The sequence below is a fragment of the Devosia sp. SD17-2 genome (genome assembly GCF_029201565.1).
GTDB lineage: Bacteria > Pseudomonadota > Alphaproteobacteria > Rhizobiales > Devosiaceae > Devosia.
Genome location: NZ_CP104002.1, coordinates 3,682,557 through 3,699,324, shown reverse-complemented (window position 1 = coordinate 3,699,324; position 16,768 = coordinate 3,682,557). Strand labels below are relative to the sequence as shown.

At 62.9% G+C, this 16,768-nt stretch carries 16 protein-coding genes; 4 read left to right on the top strand and 12 right to left on the bottom strand.

Features of this window, described 5'->3' with window-relative positions; genetic code table 11:
• The first annotated feature begins 30 nt into the window (after window positions 1–30).
• The gene (locus NYQ88_RS18190; protein ID WP_275652502.1) at window positions 31–780 is read left to right on the top strand and encodes a histidine phosphotransferase family protein; all 750 of its coding nucleotides are present in this window, start codon (window positions 31–33) and stop codon (window positions 778–780) included.
• 75 nt (window positions 781–855) lie between these two features.
• Complete coding sequence (locus tag NYQ88_RS18185; RefSeq protein WP_275652501.1) at window positions 856–1,221, top strand: response regulator; 366 nt, start codon at window positions 856–858, stop codon at window positions 1,219–1,221.
• A gap of 9 nt (window positions 1,222–1,230) precedes the next feature.
• Here the strand turns inward: NYQ88_RS18185 and NYQ88_RS18180 are convergent, their stop codons facing one another.
• The 3 genes from NYQ88_RS18180 to NYQ88_RS18170 all read right to left on the bottom strand — a co-directional run bounded on the left by NYQ88_RS18180 (window position 1,231) and on the right by NYQ88_RS18170 (window position 4,724).
• Window positions 1,231–2,511 (bottom strand): RNA polymerase sigma factor, encoded by a 1,281-nt coding sequence (locus tag NYQ88_RS18180; RefSeq protein WP_275652500.1) that lies wholly within the window; start codon window positions 2,509–2,511, stop codon window positions 1,231–1,233.
• A 163-nt stretch (window positions 2,512–2,674) separates the two neighbouring features.
• Complete coding sequence (locus tag NYQ88_RS18175) at window positions 2,675–3,868, bottom strand: hypothetical protein (protein ID WP_275652499.1); 1,194 nt, start codon at window positions 3,866–3,868, stop codon at window positions 2,675–2,677.
• 148 nt (window positions 3,869–4,016) lie between these two features.
• Window positions 4,017–4,724, bottom strand: coding sequence for a response regulator transcription factor (locus NYQ88_RS18170; protein ID WP_275604500.1), 708 nt, complete (start codon window positions 4,722–4,724; stop codon window positions 4,017–4,019).
• A gap of 428 nt (window positions 4,725–5,152) precedes the next feature.
• Here NYQ88_RS18170 and fliI point away from each other — a divergent pair, with 428 nt between their 5' ends.
• Both fliI and fliJ read left to right on the top strand, forming a co-directional pair.
• Window positions 5,153–6,481, top strand: coding sequence for a flagellar protein export ATPase FliI (gene fliI / locus NYQ88_RS18165; protein ID WP_275652498.1), 1,329 nt, complete (start codon window positions 5,153–5,155; stop codon window positions 6,479–6,481).
• Between the two features lie 56 nt (window positions 6,482–6,537).
• Window positions 6,538–6,951 carry a flagellar export protein FliJ gene (gene fliJ, locus NYQ88_RS18160; protein ID WP_275652497.1) on the top strand — a complete coding sequence of 138 codons (414 nt, stop codon included), beginning with the start codon at window positions 6,538–6,540 and terminating at the stop codon, window positions 6,949–6,951.
• Between the two features lie 119 nt (window positions 6,952–7,070).
• Here fliJ and NYQ88_RS18155 read toward each other — a convergent pair whose 3' ends face one another.
• The 9 genes from NYQ88_RS18155 to fliG all read right to left on the bottom strand — a co-directional run bounded on the left by NYQ88_RS18155 (window position 7,071) and on the right by fliG (window position 16,728).
• The gene (locus NYQ88_RS18155; protein WP_275652496.1) at window positions 7,071–8,111 is read right to left on the bottom strand and encodes a PRC-barrel domain-containing protein; all 1,041 of its coding nucleotides are present in this window, start codon (window positions 8,109–8,111) and stop codon (window positions 7,071–7,073) included.
• Window positions 8,112–8,479: 368 nt separating this feature from the next.
• On the bottom strand, window positions 8,480–8,938 hold the full coding sequence (locus tag NYQ88_RS18150; protein WP_275652495.1) for a GNAT family N-acetyltransferase: 459 nt from the start codon (window positions 8,936–8,938) through the stop codon (window positions 8,480–8,482).
• Between the two features lie 96 nt (window positions 8,939–9,034).
• Window positions 9,035–10,627, bottom strand: coding sequence for a diguanylate cyclase (locus NYQ88_RS18145; RefSeq protein WP_275652494.1), 1,593 nt, complete (start codon window positions 10,625–10,627; stop codon window positions 9,035–9,037).
• A gap of 18 nt (window positions 10,628–10,645) precedes the next feature.
• The gene (locus NYQ88_RS18140) at window positions 10,646–10,933 is read right to left on the bottom strand and encodes a hypothetical protein (RefSeq protein WP_275652493.1); all 288 of its coding nucleotides are present in this window, start codon (window positions 10,931–10,933) and stop codon (window positions 10,646–10,648) included.
• 100 nt (window positions 10,934–11,033) lie between these two features.
• Window positions 11,034–13,190, bottom strand: coding sequence for a flagellar biosynthesis protein FlhA (gene flhA, locus NYQ88_RS18135; RefSeq protein WP_275652492.1), 2,157 nt, complete (start codon window positions 13,188–13,190; stop codon window positions 11,034–11,036).
• Window positions 13,191–13,261: 71 nt separating this feature from the next.
• Entirely contained in the window at window positions 13,262–14,629 is a 1,368-nt protein-coding gene (locus NYQ88_RS18130; protein WP_275652491.1) for a sigma-54 dependent transcriptional regulator, read from the bottom strand.
• Between the two features lie 11 nt (window positions 14,630–14,640).
• On the bottom strand, window positions 14,641–14,931 hold the full coding sequence (gene fliN, locus NYQ88_RS18125; protein ID WP_275654950.1) for a flagellar motor switch protein FliN: 291 nt from the start codon (window positions 14,929–14,931) through the stop codon (window positions 14,641–14,643).
• Window positions 14,932–14,981: 50 nt separating this feature from the next.
• Window positions 14,982–15,689 (bottom strand): hypothetical protein, encoded by a 708-nt coding sequence (locus NYQ88_RS18120; protein WP_275652490.1) that lies wholly within the window; start codon window positions 15,687–15,689, stop codon window positions 14,982–14,984.
• Between the two features lie 4 nt (window positions 15,690–15,693).
• Window positions 15,694–16,728, bottom strand: coding sequence for a flagellar motor switch protein FliG (gene fliG, locus NYQ88_RS18115; protein ID WP_275652489.1), 1,035 nt, complete (start codon window positions 16,726–16,728; stop codon window positions 15,694–15,696).
• Window positions 16,729–16,768: the final 40 nt, after the last annotated feature.

Below are 16,768 nucleotides of genomic sequence, written 5' to 3'. Positions count from 1 at the left end.
TCGCCCGACGGGCGCTCGGAGACCCCACCCATGGCCGATATTATTGAGCTCAAGGCAACCGATCTCGCGGCCATGCTCTGCTCCAGAGTCTGCCACGACCTCATCAACCCCATCGGCGCGATCGGGAACGGTCTGGAAGTTCTGGCCGACCCCAATCAGGGCGAGATGGCTGGCGATGCGCGTGAGTTGATCGCCAATGCCGCCAAGCAGAGCCGCGCCAAGCTCGAGTTTGCCCGCCTCGCCTATGGCGCGTCCTCGACCTCCGGTACCGACATCGACACGCGTGAATGCGAGCGCGTCGCCCGCATCCAGTTCGATGTCGAAAAGGCAGATCTCGACTGGCAGGTGCCGCTGATCCTGCTGCCCAAGCACAAGGCCAAGCTGTTCATGAACATGCTGCTGATCGCAGCCGGTTCGGTGCCGCGTGGTGGCACGGTGACCGCCAGGATCATCGGGGCGGCCGGCGAAGAGCGTTTCGAGTTCACCTCGAAGAGCGATCCGGAAAAGCGTCAGAAGACGCTCGTGCCGTCGGGCGCAGCTGGCCTCCTCTCCGGCATGCCGGAAGAAGGCTTTGTCGACGCGCGCGGCATCCAGCCTTTCTACACGGGCCTGCTCGCCCGCATGACCGACATGGAAATCAACATCGGCCTCGAGAACGACCAGTTCTTCTTCACAGCCGTCCCCAAGGCCAAGGATGCTGAAGTCGCGCCGGCGGCCGCAGACGCTCCCGCAGCGACCACCCCGGACGCTCCGGATGCGTCCGCCACGTCGGGCGAATGATTGGCATTTCGCTAACCATTCTCCAACCGTTTGCGGTCCATAATCCGGGCGGATAGTTCTGCCCGGAGGATCGTTATGCGCAGCTGCCTGATCGTTGACGATTCCAGTGTCGTGCGCAAAGTGGCCCGTCGCATCCTCGAAGACCTCGACTATATCGTCGATGAAGCCGAGGACGGCCAGGAGGCCTTTGAAAAGTGCCGGCAGGAAATGCCGGACGCCATCCTGCTCGACTGGAGCATGCCCATCATGGGCGGGCTGGAATTTCTCAAGCTTCTCCGCGCCTTCGTTGGTGGCGAAAAGCCCCGTGTCATTTACTGCACTGTCGAAAACGACATCGGCGCCGTCGCCATGGCCCTCAGGGCGGGCGCCGATGATTACATGATGAAGCCCTTCGACCGGGTGCTGCTCGAAGCCAAGTTCGAGCAGGTCGCGGCTGCCTGAGGCCTTCGCTCAGTCGGCGTCCTGCCCGGACGTTTCCGCCGCTCGTCCCCTGAGATAGGAGCGTTCACGCTCGTTGCGCGTCATTTCCGCGGCCTTGAGGAAATCGAGATTGGCCTCGGTATGGCGTCCTAGCTTGCGCAGGAAATCCCCGCGCACCCCGTAGAACAGGTGATAATTGTCGAGCGTGCCGCTTGCAGCGATCCGCTCGATGATGCGCAGCCCCGCATCCGGCCCCTCCGCCATCGACACCGCAACCGCCCGATTGAGCTCGACCACGGGGGAGGGCATCACCCCGGCGAGCACCCGATAGAGCGCGGCAATGCGCGGCCAGTCCGTTTCCTCAGCCGTGCGCGCCCGCGCGTGGCACGCCGCAATCGCCGCCTGCAGCGCATAGGGCCCGGTCGCCCCGCCCAGTTGCGTCACCCGATCGAGCCCGGCCATGCCCCGGCGGATCATCAGCTGGTCCCACAGCGCCCGGTTCTGTTCGAGCAGCAGCACCGGCTCGCCCTTGGCATTGGTCCGTGCAGCAGCGCGCGAATGCTGGATTTCCATGAGCGCGAGGAGCCCGTGCACCTCCGGCTCGTCTGGCATCAGTCCGGCGAGAATGCGCCCCAGGCGCATGGCCTCCTCGCACATTTGCGGCCGCATCCAGTCCTCGCCCGCGGTGGCCGCATAGCCCTCGTTGAAAATAAGATAGAGCACGCCGAGCACCGCCGAGAGCCGCTCGGTCCGTTCCGCCCCGCCGGGCACTTCAAACGGCACCCCGGCTTCCGCGATAGTCCGCTTGGCCCTCACGATGCGCTGGCCGATGGTCGGCTCATTGGCCAGAAACGCCCGCGCGATCTCCTCGGTGGTGAGCCCGCCGATCAGCCGCAGGGTCAGCGCCACACGGCTTTCGGCCGGCAGGATGGGGTGGCAGGAGGTAAAAATCAGCCGCAGGAGATCGTCGCCGACCTCGTCGTCGAGATGCTCATGAATCGTGGTCTCGCTATCGGGCATGTCCTCCTCGAGGCTCCTGCCCATTTCCTCGAGCTTGCCAGCCGCCATTTTGCGGTGCCGGAAATAGTCGATCGCCTTGCGCTTGCCCGCCTGCATCAGCCAGGCGCCCGGATTGTTCGGCACGCCGCGGTCCGGCCAGGTGCGCAGCGCTGCCATCAGCGCCTCCTGGGCCAGTTCCTCTGCCAGCGAAATATCGCGTACGAGCCGCGTCAGCCCGGCAATCAGCCGCGCCTGCTCGACGCGCCAGACCGCACTGATGGCGCGGTCGGTCTCGCTGCGGTCGTTGCTCATCGGGCCGCTCTTTTCTGGCCAATAGGAAACACCAGAGCATCAGGAATTGCTCGCGACCGTCAAGGGGCGGAACCGATGCTGCCGATGGGCAGTCCCGGTTCCGCGTTCACCTTCCAGACGAATGGCGTGCTTGCATTTCGACAGGGGCGCCAATGCGCTGCCGTCAGGGGGTAGCTTCCGGCTCGACGCGATCAAAGCGCAGGCCCGAAAGCGCGCAGTCAGGCGCATCGCCAATGCTCAGCCCTGTTTCGTCCTGCTCCACCGGGCAGGTCATGGGGAAGCTGGCATTGCCCATGCGTCCGGTAGCGTCCGACAGCACGAGTTGATCTGCCGACATCGTATAGCGGCCCGACACCGTGCGGCTGAGGCGATCTTGCATGTCGAAGCTGCCGTCCTCGGAAAGGGCAAGCGAGATGCCATTGCCCTGTCCCTCGGCCAGAACCCTGTAGGTTCCGCTCGCGGCCATATCGGCTGGTGCATCGGATGGTGCAGCTGCGGTTGGGGCGGGAATGGCCTGCGCAATTTCGCCTTCAACCGCTTCGAGTTCGCTCGAGCGCTGGGCCAGATTTGCGGTCAGCTCCTCCACCTGCGGCTGAAGCGTCGCCAATTGCTGCTCATAGCCGGCAACATCACGCTCCAGCGCGTCGCGCCGTGTTTCGAGTTCGCTGACCTGGGACTGCAGCGTCGCGAGCTGGGCGCCTGCCGCTTCGGTCTGGGCCGAGGCATCGGCAAGCTGCTGCTGCGTTGTGGTCAGCTCGCTTCGAGCCGCCTGCAGCTGGCTTTGCGTTTCGGCAAGGCTGGCCGTGGCGCTCGCCGCTTCTGTCGCGATCTGGGCGAGATTGGCAGTGGCGGTCTGCTCCTGACGCCGGGCGTCTTCGAGGCGTGTGCCGACGTCATTGAGCTGCTGTTCGGAGCTGTCGATCTCGGTCTGGAGGGCAGCCTGGCGTCCGGCCAGTTCTTCGGTCCGGGTTGTGGCATCGGCTAGGGCCTTTTCGGCCGTGGCTGCTTCCTCGGTTCGGGTCGCCAGTGTCTCGGTAAGCGTATCGAGCTCATCCTGGCGGGACTGGAATGTGGCGGTTGCGGTTTCGAGCCCGGCCGTCGCCTCGGTGCGCTGGGCCTCGAGGGCAGCCAATTCCGTTGTCAGTGCCTCGATGGAGCCATCGGTTTGTTCGCGCTGGTCGAGCACGCGATTGGCCTCGTCGCGCTGGGCGGTCAGGGTGGTGATTTCGCCACTCAGACGATCCGCCTCGCCGAAACTGTTGATCCACATGGCAAAGAAGGCGAGCCAGCCCGCCACGGCGATGATGAGGACGGTCAGAACGAGCGGTTCGCGCAGGCGCTTCGACAGGTCGGACATGTTGGCTTCCCCCAATGGTTGCTTAGGCAAACGTGCAGGCGCTTGCACGGTTCCGAGCCTAGCTGATCATGGGGAATGCGCCATGGCAAAAGCCCCGCGCTGGTGAGCGCGGGGCTTTTGAAATTCGTGAGTGGCCTTGAGTGTGGGATCAGGCGACGTTTTCGCTGTAGCCTTCGTCCGCGTCGGGCTCGCGCAGCACATAGCCGCGGCCCCAGACGGTTTCGATGTAGTTCTTGCCGCCGGTCGCAACAGAGAGCTTCTTGCGCAGCTTGCAGATGAACACGTCGATGATCTTGAGTTCGGGCTCGTCCATGCCACCATAAAGATGGTTGAGGAACATTTCCTTGGTCAGCGTCGTACCCTTGCGGAGCGAAAGCAGCTCCAGCATCTGGTATTCCTTGCCCGTCAGGTGCACCCGTGCGCCCTGGACTTCGACGGTCTTGGTGTCGAGGTTGACCATCAGATCGCCCGTCGAAATCACCGACTGGGCATGGCCCTTCGAGCGACGGACGATGGCGTGGATGCGGGCCACGAGTTCGTCCTTGTGGAACGGCTTGGTCATGTAGTCGTCGGCACCGAAGCCGAGCCCGCGAACCTTGTCCTCAATGCCGGCGAGGCCGGAGAGGATCAGGATTGGTGTCTGGACCTTGGCCACGCGCAGCGTGCGCAGCACCTCGTACCCGCTCATGTCGGGAAGGTTAAGGTCGAGCAAAATGATATCGTAGTCGTATAGTTTACCGAGATCGACGCCTTCCTCACCCAGATCGGTGGTGTAGACGTTAAAACTTTCGGACTTGAGCATCAGTTCGATGCTCTGCGCAGTCGCGCTATCGTCCTCAATAAGGAGTACCCGCATTATATTCCCCTTGTCATTCGTTCCTGCTGGAACCCGCGCTACGGAGGACAAGCACGCCCATCGCGCCCCAACCCTACTGGATATGACTGAAGCCTAAGCCCTAATAGTTAACAAAGTTTAATTCCGTTCGGCAATACGCAAAGGTGGGTAAGGTGAATTAAGTCTAAATCGTTGAAAATTCGAGATAAATTAGCTGAAAATTTCTTAATCCAACACATTAAGAAGGTATTGCAAACGACTCCCGGGACTCAAGCAATCCGGCCCTTTGCAGCCAAATCGGGGCCTGTGGACAGAAATCCCACCGAAAGGCCAATCGATCAGCAGATAGCGAAAAATGGTAAACATTCGGTTATCTTCCGATTCGAAGGCCCGACGATTCGACCTCCGTCGGAAACCATATGCGTTAACCCCTAGGATTGCGGACGCCCATGAAGGCGCTGATCTCGGCTATCGATGCCATAGACGATGTCGAGGTTTTCGGCCGCGTCAAATCCGTGCAGGGACTCCTGATCGAGGTGGTCGGCCCCGTGCGCGAACTGCGCGTTGGCGGCCGGGTCATGATCGAGGGCGCCGAGGGTGGCACGCTCGCGGCCGAGATCATCGGTTTCCGCGACGGCCACGCGCTCTGCCTTCCCTTTGGCGAGCTCAGCGGCGTTCGCCTCGGCTGCAGGGCCGTGTTCAAGCGTCATGACGGCTCGGTCAATCCCGCCATGAGCTGGCTGGGGCGGACCATCAATGCAAATGGCGAACCCATTGATGGTCTGGGCCCCCTCGCGCGCGGTGCGCGTGCCTATCCCTTGCGCCAATCGCCTCTCGCCGCCCACGACCGTGTCCGTGTCGGTGATCCCCTTGATCTTGGCGTGCGCACGCTCAACACCTTCACCACGCTCTGCGAAGGTCAGCGCATGGGCATCTTTGCCGGCTCCGGCGTCGGCAAGTCCGTTCTCATGTCCATGCTGGCGCGCAACACCAATGTCGACGTCTCGGTCATTGGCCTCATCGGCGAGCGCGGCCGCGAGGTGCATGAGTTCATCCAGGAATATCTGGGCGAGGAGGGTCTCAAGCGCGCTGTGGTTGTCGTCGCCACGTCGGACGAGGCTGCGCTCATGCGCCGGCAGGCAGCCTATATCTCGCTCTCGCTCTCGGAGTTTTTTCGGGACGAGGGCAAGCGCGTCCTCTGCATGATGGACAGCCTTACCCGCTTTGCCATGGCGCAGCGTGAAATCGGGCTTTCCATTGGCGAACCCCCCACAGCCAAGGGTTATCCACCGACCGTTTTCACTGAATTGCCCCGTCTTCTCGAGCGTGCCGGCCCTGGCACGCCTTCTACCGGTTCTATTACCGGACTTTTTACCGTTTTGGTGGAAGGTGATGATCACAATGAGCCCATTGCGGACGCCGTACGCGGTATTCTTGATGGGCACATCGTGATGGAGCGCGGTATTGCCGAACGGGGACGCTACCCCGCGGTGAACGTGCTTCGGTCCATCTCGCGCACCATGCCAGGGTGTGTTCCGGCCGATTTTCGGCCGGTTCTGGCGCGTGCGAGGGAGCTCATGTCCATTTATTCGGACATGGAGGAGCTGATCCGGCTGGGGGCTTACCGCAAAGGGTCAGATCCGAAGGTGGACCGTGCCATCGCCATCAATCCCACGCTGGAGGCTTTTTTGAGCCAGCAGAGGGAGGAAACGACGACGATTGCGGAGGGCTATGAACGCCTCCGTCAAATCATCGCCGAGGCTGATGCGCAGGTCTGACGGCGGATCCGGAAGAGCCGGTCCGGAACTGACTTGATGTGTAAGGAGTACAGGTCTTGAAATCGCGCAGCGAGAGTCTCATCAGGCTCAAGAAGTTCACGGTGGACGAGAAGCGCCGCCAGGTCATGCAGATCGAAATGATGGTCGCTGACTTCGAGCGCATGGCTGCCGAGCTCGACCAGCAGATCGAAATCGAACAGAATAAGACTGGCATTTCGGATGTGGCGCACTTCGCCTATTCCACCTTTGCCAAGGCTGCATTGCAGCGCCGGGACAATCTGCTTGCCTCCGCCAACGACATGCGCGGCAAGCTCGAAACCGCCCAGGACGAACTGGCCGAGGCGCTCGAGGATCTCAAGAAGGTCGAACTGCTCGACCAGCGCGAACATCAGCGTGAACGCGATGAGCAGAACAAGCTCGAACAGGAAGGCTACGACGAAGTCGCCCGCCTGCGCCATCGCGGCAGATAGAATTTTTGGTCATCCGATCAAGGAAAAGGCCCGCCGTAGGGCGGGCCTTTTTTGTTGGGTTCGGGGAGTGCGAACCCGACAACCCTTCCTGCGCCGGCGGTGCCGGGCAGTCGAGCCGATTACATGGCGGTGTCGTTCACGCGCATGGCCGGGTCGGTGGCATAGGTCTCTTCGTTGTACTCGGGAGCGGCTTCAAGCTGCTCGCGGGTAAAGTCGGTATGGACCACGATATCGCCGTTCTCATTGGAGGCGAAGTCGATGTTGTCGAGGCCAACAGCCACGCGCTTCTGCCCGATCCCGAGGAAGCCACCGAAGTCGATCAGCATGGCTTCGATCTGGCCGGACTGGTCGAGCAGGATGTCGCCGACTTCAGCGATATCTTCGTTGTTCGGGCCGATCACGGTTGCACCGGTGAGGTTATCCGTCGTCAGGGCCTGACGCTCGATCGTGGCATAGCCTTCACGCGGAACAATTCCACCGGGGGCGGCGGCAGTATTGTCGGTCGTCACCGCGGGAGCCATTGCGTCACCCGCCGGAGCAGGGGTCACGACAGCGCCAGGTGCCGGAGCCATGGCGTCACCCGCCGGGGCAGGGGTCACGGCAGCGCCAGGTGCCGGAGCCATGGCGCCGCCAGCATTGACGTCAACCGGCTCATCCTCGGCCCAGACGAAGTCAGGGGCATTGGTCAGCGCGTCGGCCGTGGTGGGAAGCACCCAGCGTTCGGTATTGTCGGCTGCGAGAGTGAACTCCAGCGAGCCAAAGTCCACGGCGACCGACTTTTCACCGATACCCAGGAAGCCGCCGACGCCGATCACCACAGCGGTGATCTCGCCTTCAGCCGAGAAAACAAGATCGTTGATCGTGCCGATTTCCTCAGCATCGTCACCGGTGCTGGAATAGACAGGCTGGCCCATCAGGCGCGAACCAAGATTGTCGGTGTCTGCGGCCACATAGCCGGCCGACATATCCCAAGGCTCGTTGATGTCGGTGGTCTGCGCGGCGCCGGTATTGAGATCGCTGCCGGTCACGCCATCGGTTGCAGCCGGAGCTTCAACCGCCTGGCCATCGGTTGCCGGAGCAGGTGTCGTCGTGGCCTGTGCGAAGGCGGACGACCCCATGAGCACAGCAATAGCGGTAGTGGTCAAAAGCGTGCGGATCATTGTAGGCTCCAAAGGTTCATCGTTGACATGAACAGGGCCGTGCGGTGCTGGAACTTGCCGGTAAAAGCGCCGTGCGGCCCGTTATGGTTTCACAACGTCGCGACCCGAGCAGACGTTCCCGAGCAAATTTGCCGTCGATTTTGGAACCATTGAAAAGGCCGGCTCCCGCGCTAAGACGGTGCCGGCCCTTTTCCGCCTCCCTGGCGGTTTAGTCGCGTCCTGCGATGGGCAAGAATTCGCGTTCTTGCCCACAGACACCACACATGTGCTGTCGCCCGGCAACGGACGCGCTCTTCGAGCGACAAGCCCACCATAGCGTAAGTTCTGTGGCAGTTGAGTCGAACTCGGGTTAATGCGTTAAGCCATCGTTAATCGACGAGGATGGCGCTGTCCTTGTCATAGTCGCGCATCGCCCGATGCGGCATGCCGCCATCCATGAATTCCGGGCCAAAAGCGACGAAGCCGAGCTTTTCATAGAGCACCAGCTTGTCCGACTGGGCTGTGAGGAAAAACCGGTCCCGGCCCTGCGTCCGGCAGTAGTCCTGCGCCGCGGTGATCATCTTCCGCGCGATGCCCTTGCCGCGCCACTGTCCGTCCACAGCCACGCGGCCGATCTTGATGTGTTCATCCATGGCGATGAGGCGAAGCGTGCCCACGACCTCGCCCTCCGCCACCGCCACGATATGGGTGGCGGTGAGGTCATAGCTGTCGTGCTCTTCTTCCTCGGGAACCTTCTGCTCCCAGACGAAGACGGCGCGTCGCAGCCGGAAGGCGGCGTTGCACAATGTGGAAAAAACGGGTGCGCGAAGAATGGTGATCTGGTCCATCCTCCGCTCATAGCGCGCTACGCTTTTGGGCTCAATCGCCTTCAAGCGCCAGAGCGAGGCGCTGACACTCCGCCCGACAATCAGGCGGTCGAACCATCAGGCGCGCCGTTCGTCTTCTTCGCTTTTCGAGAACGACCAGCGGTTGCGACCGCTTGTCTTGGCACGATAGAGCGCCTGGTCGGCCTCGAACTGCACATGCTCGATCGACAGCTCGCCGGTGATGAACATGGCGATACCGACGCTGGCGCCGATCTCGATCCGGTTCCCGTCGATCTCGAACGGCATGGAGAGCGACTTGACGATACGCGTCGCCACCAGCTGGGAGTAATCCGGGTTCTCGAGGTTGCCGAGCACCACCGCAAACTCGTCACCACCCAGGCGCGCCGCGAGGTCGTTCTTGCGCAGCACCGCCACAAGCCGTGTGCCGACCTCCTTGAGCAGGGCATCGCCGGCGGCGTGGCCAAAGGTGTCGTTCGCCTGCTTGAATTTGTCGAGGTCGATATAGAGCAGCGCGCAGGACTGCCCGGCATTGGACGGGTGCAGCAATTGCTCAAAATGTTCGGCAAGGCTGATGCGGTTGGGCAGGCCAGTCAGATGGTCATGATAGGCCATGTGGCTGATCCGCAGCTGCATGCGCTTGCGGTCGTCGATGTCTTCCAGCGTGCCGATCCATTCGGCTGGAACGCCCTGGGCGTCAAAGATCACCGCCGCCCTCAGCGTGATCCAGACCCAGCTCTGGTTCCTGCCACGCACGCGCGCCTCGGCGGTCACCGTCGCGTCGCCGGTGCGGGCGGCGTTTTCGAGGGTCTCGAGAAGGTTGGGCAGGTCTTCCTCATGGATCTGCTCGGACCAGTTGCGGCCAAGGGCGCTGTCCGCTGGCCGTCCGGTGAAGTCTTCCCAGCCTTCAATTTCCAGCACCTTGCCGCGATTGTCGGCGCGCCAGGTCACCATGGCTCCAACCTTGGAGACGGCGCGATAGCGCTTGCTCGACAACTCGAGCTCATTGGCGCGCTCGGTCAGGCGCTGATGGGAATTGACCTGCGCATTGTAGAGCGTTTCGAGCTCATCGACGATGGTTTCGGGCGCCGGGGGCAGGGCAGCCTTGGTATTCTGCGCGATGGCCTCCGAACGGGCCACCATCGCTCGGATTGGTCCGGTGATGCGCCGGGACAGGAAGAAGGACAGCAGCACCGCCACGAGAATGGCAACGATCACGCCGATGCCGAAGGCGCGCAGCGGGTTCTGCCAGCGGGCATCGAGAATGGCCTTGGGCATGCCGACCACGACGACCCAGCCCGGTGTACCTTCAATGCTGGAAAACCCGAACGAGATCGGCGTGCCATTAAAAGCGATGGCGTCGAAAGCGTCTGATGGAGCGCCCACCGCAAGCAGGGCTTCCCAGGTGGGAACGCGCTTGCCGAGGTTTTCCGCCGCTTCCGTCGAGCGGGTAATCATATTGCCATTGCCGACGACCACGGCCACCAGCGTCTGGTTCTCCATTTCGCCAAACGATATCTTTCCCGACACAGCCGTGGAATCGGCCGTCACCCGCATCTGGTCGCCGGTGCCGTCTGCCAGAGGCACCTCGAAGACCAGCTTGGCGCTCTCGCCGGGATTGATGTCGAGGAGGTTCGATACTGTCCAGGGCCGGTCCGGGCTGGTGTCTGCCGATGTGTCGGAAAGAACCACGGCCTCGCCGCGGAAGTGTTAGGTGATGAGATCGAGTTCGCTTTCGAGGTCGGTGTGCAGTTCGTTGACGTGGGACCCCACCGTCTTGAGCACTTCCACATCGGAGACCAGCGCGCCATGAACCATGGATGCGATGACCTTGGAATTGTCGACCAGAATAGTCAGCGCTGCGGCGCGGTCTGTCTCGGCGGTGCGGAACACCACCAGGGCCAGCAGCAGCAGCGGCGGCGCCAGGGCAGTCAGTATGACAAAGCTCAGAAAAGCGGTCAGCGATATGCGTCGCTTACGTCTGACTGACCCTTCCATCGCGCACCCCATTACGTAGACACACGTTAATGTAGCACGATAATGACAATAAAAAACTGCGCCGCACTATTAGGTTATTCCAGTATTAATCCGTGCCTTCTTAAACGCTGCCAACAGTCCGCAGGCGGACGCGCGGATGCACTTCGTTCTGGCTCATGACGACCGTCTGCGGGCGGAACCGCTCGATGATCGAGCGCACATGCGGGCGGATGGACGGCGAGGTGATCAGCACTGGCAGTTCGCCCTGCTGTGCTGCCTTTTCAAAGGCGGCGCCGATCGAGGCGATGAACTGCTGCAGGCGGCTCGGCGCCATGGCGAGGTGCCTGTTTTCGCCTTCGCCAACCATGGCTTCGGCGAAGTCGCGTTCCCACTGCGGCGAAAGCGTGAGGAGCGGCAGATTGCCGTCCGGCCCGAGGTTGGTGGCGCAGATCTGGCGCGCCAGACGACTGCGCACATGCTCGGAAATGGCCTGGATCGAGCGACCGGGTCCGGCGATCTCGGCAATGCCCTCGAGAATGGTCGAGAGATCGCGGATCGAGATGCGCTCGGCCAGCAGCGCCTGCAGCACGCGCTGCACGCCCGACACGGTGATCTGGCTGGGGACGATGTCTTCCACCAGCTTCTGCTGTTCCTTGGGCAGGCCCGAGAGCAGGCTCTGCACATTGGCGTAGCTCAAGAGCTCGGCGACATTGGCCTTGAGCACTTCGGTCAGATGGGTCGAGATCACGGTCGAGGGATCGATGATCGAGAGGCCGCGCAGCTCGGCTTCATCGCGCAGCGCCGGATCGATCCAGGTCGCTGGCAGGCCGAAGGTCGGCTCGGTGGTCTGATGGCCCGGCAGGTCGATCTGGTTGCCATAGGGATCCATGACCATCAGAAGGTTGGCGTGGATCTGGCCGTGGCCCGCCTCCACTTCCTTGATGCGAACCTTATAGTCATTGGGTTCGAGCTGCATGTTATCGAGGATGCGCACCGGCGGCATGACGAAACCGAGGTCGAGCGCCAGCTGGCGGCGCAGTGCCTTGATCTGCTCGGTCAGGCGGTCAGTGCCGGTTTCATCTTCCTTGACGAGGCCGAGCAGGCCATAGCCCAGTTCCAGCTTGAGATCGTCGATCTTGAGGCTGTCGGAGATCGGCGGCTCGGCAGCGCGACCCGGCGCATTTGCAGCACCCGGAGCGCCCGGCGCGCCGGCGGGGGCAGCGTCGACTGCGGCCTTGGTCTTTTCAACGACCTCACGTGCAGCCTTGGACTTGCCGGCACGGTAGGCGGCGTAGCCCACGCCACCCGAGAGAGCCAGGAAGGGCACAAGCGGCATGCCCGGCAGCAGGGCGAGGGCCGCCATCACAGCGGAGGCCATGCCCAGAGCGCGCGGATAGCCGGCGAACTGCTGGGAGAGAGCCTTGTCGGCGGCGCCGGTGACGCCCGACTTCGAGACCAGGATACCGGCAGCGGTCGAAACGATGAGGGCGGGGATCTGGCTGACGAGACCATCGCCGATGGTCAGCAGCGTATAGACATTGCCCGCTTCCTGGACGCTGAGGCCTTCCTGCATGATGCCGATGGCCATGCCGGCGGCGACGTTGATGAAGGTGATGATAAGGCCGGCAATGGCGTCGCCGCGCACGAATTTGGAGGCGCCGTCCATGTTACCGAAAAAGGCGCTTTCGCCTTCTAGTTCGGCGCGGCGCTTCTTGGCGGTGTCTTCGTCGATCAGGCCAGCCGAAAGATCGGCATCGATGGCCATCTGCTTGCCCGGCATGGCGTCGAGGCTGAAGCGCGCGGCCACTTCAGCGATACGGCCCGAGCCCTTGGTGATGACGATGAAGTTCACGATCACGAGGATGATGAAAATCACGATACCGATGATGAAATTGCCGCCCGTCACGAAATTGCCGAAGGCTTCGATGACGTGACCGGCTGCAGCCGTGCCGTTATGGCCTTCCGAAAGGATGAGGCGCGTGGTGGCGAGGTTCAGGCCAAGCCGCAGCATGGTGGCGATCAGCAGCACCGTGGGAAACGACGAGAACTCCAGCGGCTTCTGGATGAACAGCGCCGTCATCAGGATCATCACCGAAAAGACGATCGAGATCGCCAGCAGCATGTCCACGATGATGGACGGCAGCGGCACGATCAGGATGACGATCAGCCCCATCACGCCGGTGGCGAGCGCAATGTCGCCAGAGCGCAGCATGTCCATGACGCTTTTCACGGCTGGAAGCGAAAAGCCCGGGCGTGATGCAGGGGTAAGATCGGTCATGATAAAGGTCCGGTGGGCCTGAGGAAGTCAGAGCCCCCCTTCCGGGGAAGGGAGGCTCCAGGAATTTTGGTTCAGGCGACGCTGCGTCGCTCGCCGGGGTCGGGAACGGTCATCCCCTCGTCCGAATACTGGTTGAGCTTGTTCCGCAGCGTGCGGATCGAGATGCCCAGGATATTGGCCGCATGGGTGCGGTTGCCCCAGGTATGGTCGAGAGTGTCGAGGATGAGCTCGCGCTCCACCTCGGCCACGGTGCGGCCGACCAGCGCCCGCGACATGGCTTCGGCGGTCTGGGCCAGCTGCTGGGCCGGGGAGTTGATCCGCGCGGCTTCAGCCAGGCCCATGCCGTCCGGCAGCACGATGGCTTCCGGACCGATCATCGAGCCGGTGGCCAGCAGCACGGCGCGATGCAGCGTGTTTTCCAGCTCGCGGACATTGCCCGGCCAGGGCGCCTGCAACAGGGCCTGGCGCGCCTCTTCGGAAAGCTCGCGATTGGGCAGGCCATTGGCCTTGGAATATTTTGCGACGAAATGGTCGGCCAGCGCCACGATGTCGCCGGGGCGCTCGCGCAGAGCCGGCAGGCGGAGGTTGACGACGTTGAGGCGGAACAGCAAATCCTCGCGGAAGCTGCCTTCGCGCACAGCGTCAGTCAGATTGCGGTTGGAGGTCGCCAGGATCCGGATATCGACCGGAACCGGCTTGCTGCCGCCGACGCGGTCGATGACGCGTTCCTGAATGGCGCGCAGCAGCTTGGCCTGCAGGCGTACATCCATTTCCGAGATTTCGTCGAGCAGCAGCGTGCCGCCGGAGGCTTCCTCGAACTTGCCGACGCGACGCGCGATGGCACCGGTAAAGGCACCCTTTTCGTGGCCGAAAAGCTCCGATTCGAGCAGCGCCTCGGGGATGGCGGCGCAATTGACCGAGATGAACGGCTTGTTGGCGCGCTTGGAGCGGGCATGCACGAAGCGGGCGATGACTTCCTTGCCGGTGCCGCTTTCACCCGTGATCAGGATCGAGGCGTCCGAGCCGGCGATCTGCTCGGCCATCTTGACCACGCGGCTCATGGCCGGGTCGCGATAGAGGAAGTCCTCGGTTTCGCGCGAAACGGCCTGGATCACGGCAGCAATCAGGGCGGCATCGGGGGGCAGGGGGATATATTCCTTGGCCCCGGCGCGGATGGCGTTGACCGCGGCAGCGGCATTGGTCTCGACGCCGCAGGCGACAACGGGGATGGCGATGCGTTCGGTTTCAAGCGCGGCGATGAGACCGGTAATGTCCATCATCACGTCGACGAGCAGCAGATCGGCGCCGCGTCCGGTCCGCAGGGAAGCCATGGCGATATCGATAGAAGGCGCGTGGGCAACGCGTGCACCACCATCCATGGCCATTTTGGTTGCCTGGCTGAGCTGGCCTTCCAGTGCTCCGACGATGAGGAGACGCATTGTCAGCTTCCTTATTGTGCCTTGATGATCTCGGTCATGGTGACGCCGAGCCGGTTTTCCACCAGCACGATTTCACCGCGCGCCACGAGACGGTCATTGACGTAGATTTCCACCGCTTCGCCGACCTGGCGGTCGAGTTCGATGACGGTGCCGGTGTCGATCTTGAGCAGATTGCTCACTGGCATCTTGGTGCGGCCCAGCACGACGGAAACGCGAACGGGGACGTCGAACACGGCCTCGAGGTCGCCGGCTGTGCGCTCGACAAAGGCTTCGGCGCGGTCGTCACGCTGGGGCGGAGCCATCTCGCCAATGCCCAGCTCTTCATTCAGCTCGCTACCGGGATCGGTCGGGTTCATTCGCCGCCCTCCTCAATTGTGTTGGGGCCACCAAGGGCGGCCAGATAGTCATTGATCTGCTTGTCGATTTCGGCGGAGAGCGCTTCGCTGTCGCGCACCAGCCCGCCGTCTACCCATTCCAGCCGCCCGTCGCCGAGGCGGATATCGGGATCGCCCATCACCACCAGCCGGCCGGCAAAGCCCGAGGAGGTGATCTGCTCGGTGGCGAGGTCACGCAGGCTGTCGGCGAGGTCGGGGTGGCAGCGGATCACCAGATGCGGCACGCCGCTGAGGCTGGGCATGCATTCCGCGATCAGCGCCCGCAGCTCTTCGGTCGGCTGCGCCGCGATCAGATTGGTGGCGAGCTTGCTGCCCACGCTGGCGGCCAGCGACACGGCCTCGCGCCGGTAGAGCGCAATGGTGTCGTCGAGCGAGGCGCTCATCCGCGCCGTATGGGCAGCGAGCGTGCCGGCTGCGGCGGCAATCGTCTGGGCTGCCGTCGAGGCCGCATTGCGTTCCCCGGCGCTGACGCCTTCCTTGAAGCCGTCCTCGCGGGCCTGGGCGACCATCTGGGCCACCACTTCCTCGGGCACGCCGATCGGCTCGGGGACGAACTCGGGCTCGGGCTGGGCCTCGGGCGCGAAGTCATCGGCAACGACCGGCTTGGCGGAGCGGGGGTGCTCTGCCAGGTCGAGGTCGAAGGTGAAGCGGGCAAGGGCGGCCATGGCGTCAGGCAACCATCTGGTCGTCGGACTTGGACTTGACGATGACGATGTCGCCCTTGGCTGCCAGATCCTTGGCGGTGGCAACCATGCGGCTCTGGGCCTCGTCGACGTCCTTCAGGCGCACCGGACCCATGCCGGCCATGTCGTCCTGCAGCATCTTGGCGGCGCGGGCAGACATGTTCTTGTAGAAATAATCCTTGATGTTGTCGCTCGCCCCCTTGAGGCAGAGAGCCAGTTCGCGCTTGTCGACGCGCGAGACCAGGGTCTGGACCGCCGACATGTCGAGCCGCACCAGATCCTCGAAGGTGAACATGAGCGACTTGATCCGCTCGGCGTCTTCCCGGTTCTGCACTTCCAGATTGGTGAGGAAGCGCGCTTCGGTCTGGCGATCGAAGGCGTTGAAGATCTCCGCCATCTGCTCGTGGCTGTCCTGGCGCTTGGCGTGGTTGAGCGTCGACATGAACTCGGTCCGCAGGGTCATCTCGATCTTTTCGAGAATATCCTTCTGCACCGGGTCGAGGCCCAGCATGCGCTGCACCACATCCATGGCCAGCTCCTCAGGCAGCACGGCGAGGACTTCGGAGGCATGGTCGGGCGAAATCTTGGACAGGATCACCGCAACGGTCTGCGGATATTCGTTCTTGAGATAGGCGGCCAGGATATCGGCCTGCACATTGGAGAGCTTTTCCCACATGTTGCGGCCGGCCGGCCCACGGATCTCTTCCATGATGGCGTCGACGCGATCCTGCGGCAGGAAGCTCAGCAGCAGCCGTTCGGTGGAGTCCGAATTACCCAGCAGCGCGCCGTTCGAGGCGATGGAGGAGACGAACTCGCTCATCAGCTCGTCCAGCATCCGCGGGGTGATCGGGCCGAGCTTGACCATGGCGCGCGACAGCGCCTTGATTTCGTGCTCGTCCATTTCGTCGAAGATCGGCTTGCCGTGGTCTGGGCCAAGCGCCAGCATCAGTGCCGCGGCCTTTTCGTCGCCCTGCAGGGTGCGCTGTTCGGCATTGCCGCCGATCTTCAGCTGCGGCGTCATTCCGGCGCTCTCGGGAGCGGATTGGGATACCAGTGCCATG

Excerpts from the sequence above, each read along its gene's own strand:
- NYQ88_RS18190 (WP_275652502.1), top strand. The coding sequence starts at position 31 with ATGGCCGATATTATTGAGCTCAAGGCAACCGATCTCGCGGCCATGCTC.
- NYQ88_RS18175 (WP_275652499.1), bottom strand. The coding sequence starts at position 3,868 with ATGTCCGACCTGTCGAAGCGCCTGCGCGAACCGCTCGTTCTGACCGTC.
- NYQ88_RS18185 (WP_275652501.1), top strand. The coding sequence starts at position 856 with ATGCGCAGCTGCCTGATCGTTGACGATTCCAGTGTCGTGCGCAAAGTG.
- NYQ88_RS18150 (WP_275652495.1), bottom strand. The coding sequence starts at position 8,938 with ATGGACCAGATCACCATTCTTCGCGCACCCGTTTTTTCCACATTGTGC.
- NYQ88_RS18130 (WP_275652491.1), bottom strand. The coding sequence starts at position 14,629 with ATGCGTCTCCTCATCGTCGGAGCACTGGAAGGCCAGCTCAGCCAGGCA.
- fliG (WP_275652489.1), bottom strand. The coding sequence starts at position 16,728 with ATGACGCCGCAGCTGAAGATCGGCGGCAATGCCGAACAGCGCACCCTG.
- NYQ88_RS18180 (WP_275652500.1), bottom strand. The coding sequence starts at position 2,511 with ATGAGCAACGACCGCAGCGAGACCGACCGCGCCATCAGTGCGGTCTGG.
- fliN (WP_275654950.1), bottom strand. The coding sequence starts at position 14,931 with ATGGCTCCGCCCCAGCGTGACGACCGCGCCGAAGCCTTTGTCGAGCGC.
- flhA (WP_275652492.1), bottom strand. The coding sequence starts at position 13,190 with ATGACCGATCTTACCCCTGCATCACGCCCGGGCTTTTCGCTTCCAGCC.
- NYQ88_RS18170 (WP_275604500.1), bottom strand. The coding sequence starts at position 4,724 with ATGCGGGTACTCCTTATTGAGGACGATAGCGCGACTGCGCAGAGCATC.
- NYQ88_RS18120 (WP_275652490.1), bottom strand. The coding sequence starts at position 15,689 with ATGGCCGCCCTTGCCCGCTTCACCTTCGACCTCGACCTGGCAGAGCAC.
- NYQ88_RS18140 (WP_275652493.1), bottom strand. The coding sequence starts at position 10,933 with ATGGAAGGGTCAGTCAGACGTAAGCGACGCATATCGCTGACCGCTTTT.
- NYQ88_RS18155 (WP_275652496.1), bottom strand. The coding sequence starts at position 8,111 with ATGATCCGCACGCTTTTGACCACTACCGCTATTGCTGTGCTCATGGGG.
- fliI (WP_275652498.1), top strand. The coding sequence starts at position 5,153 with ATGAAGGCGCTGATCTCGGCTATCGATGCCATAGACGATGTCGAGGTT.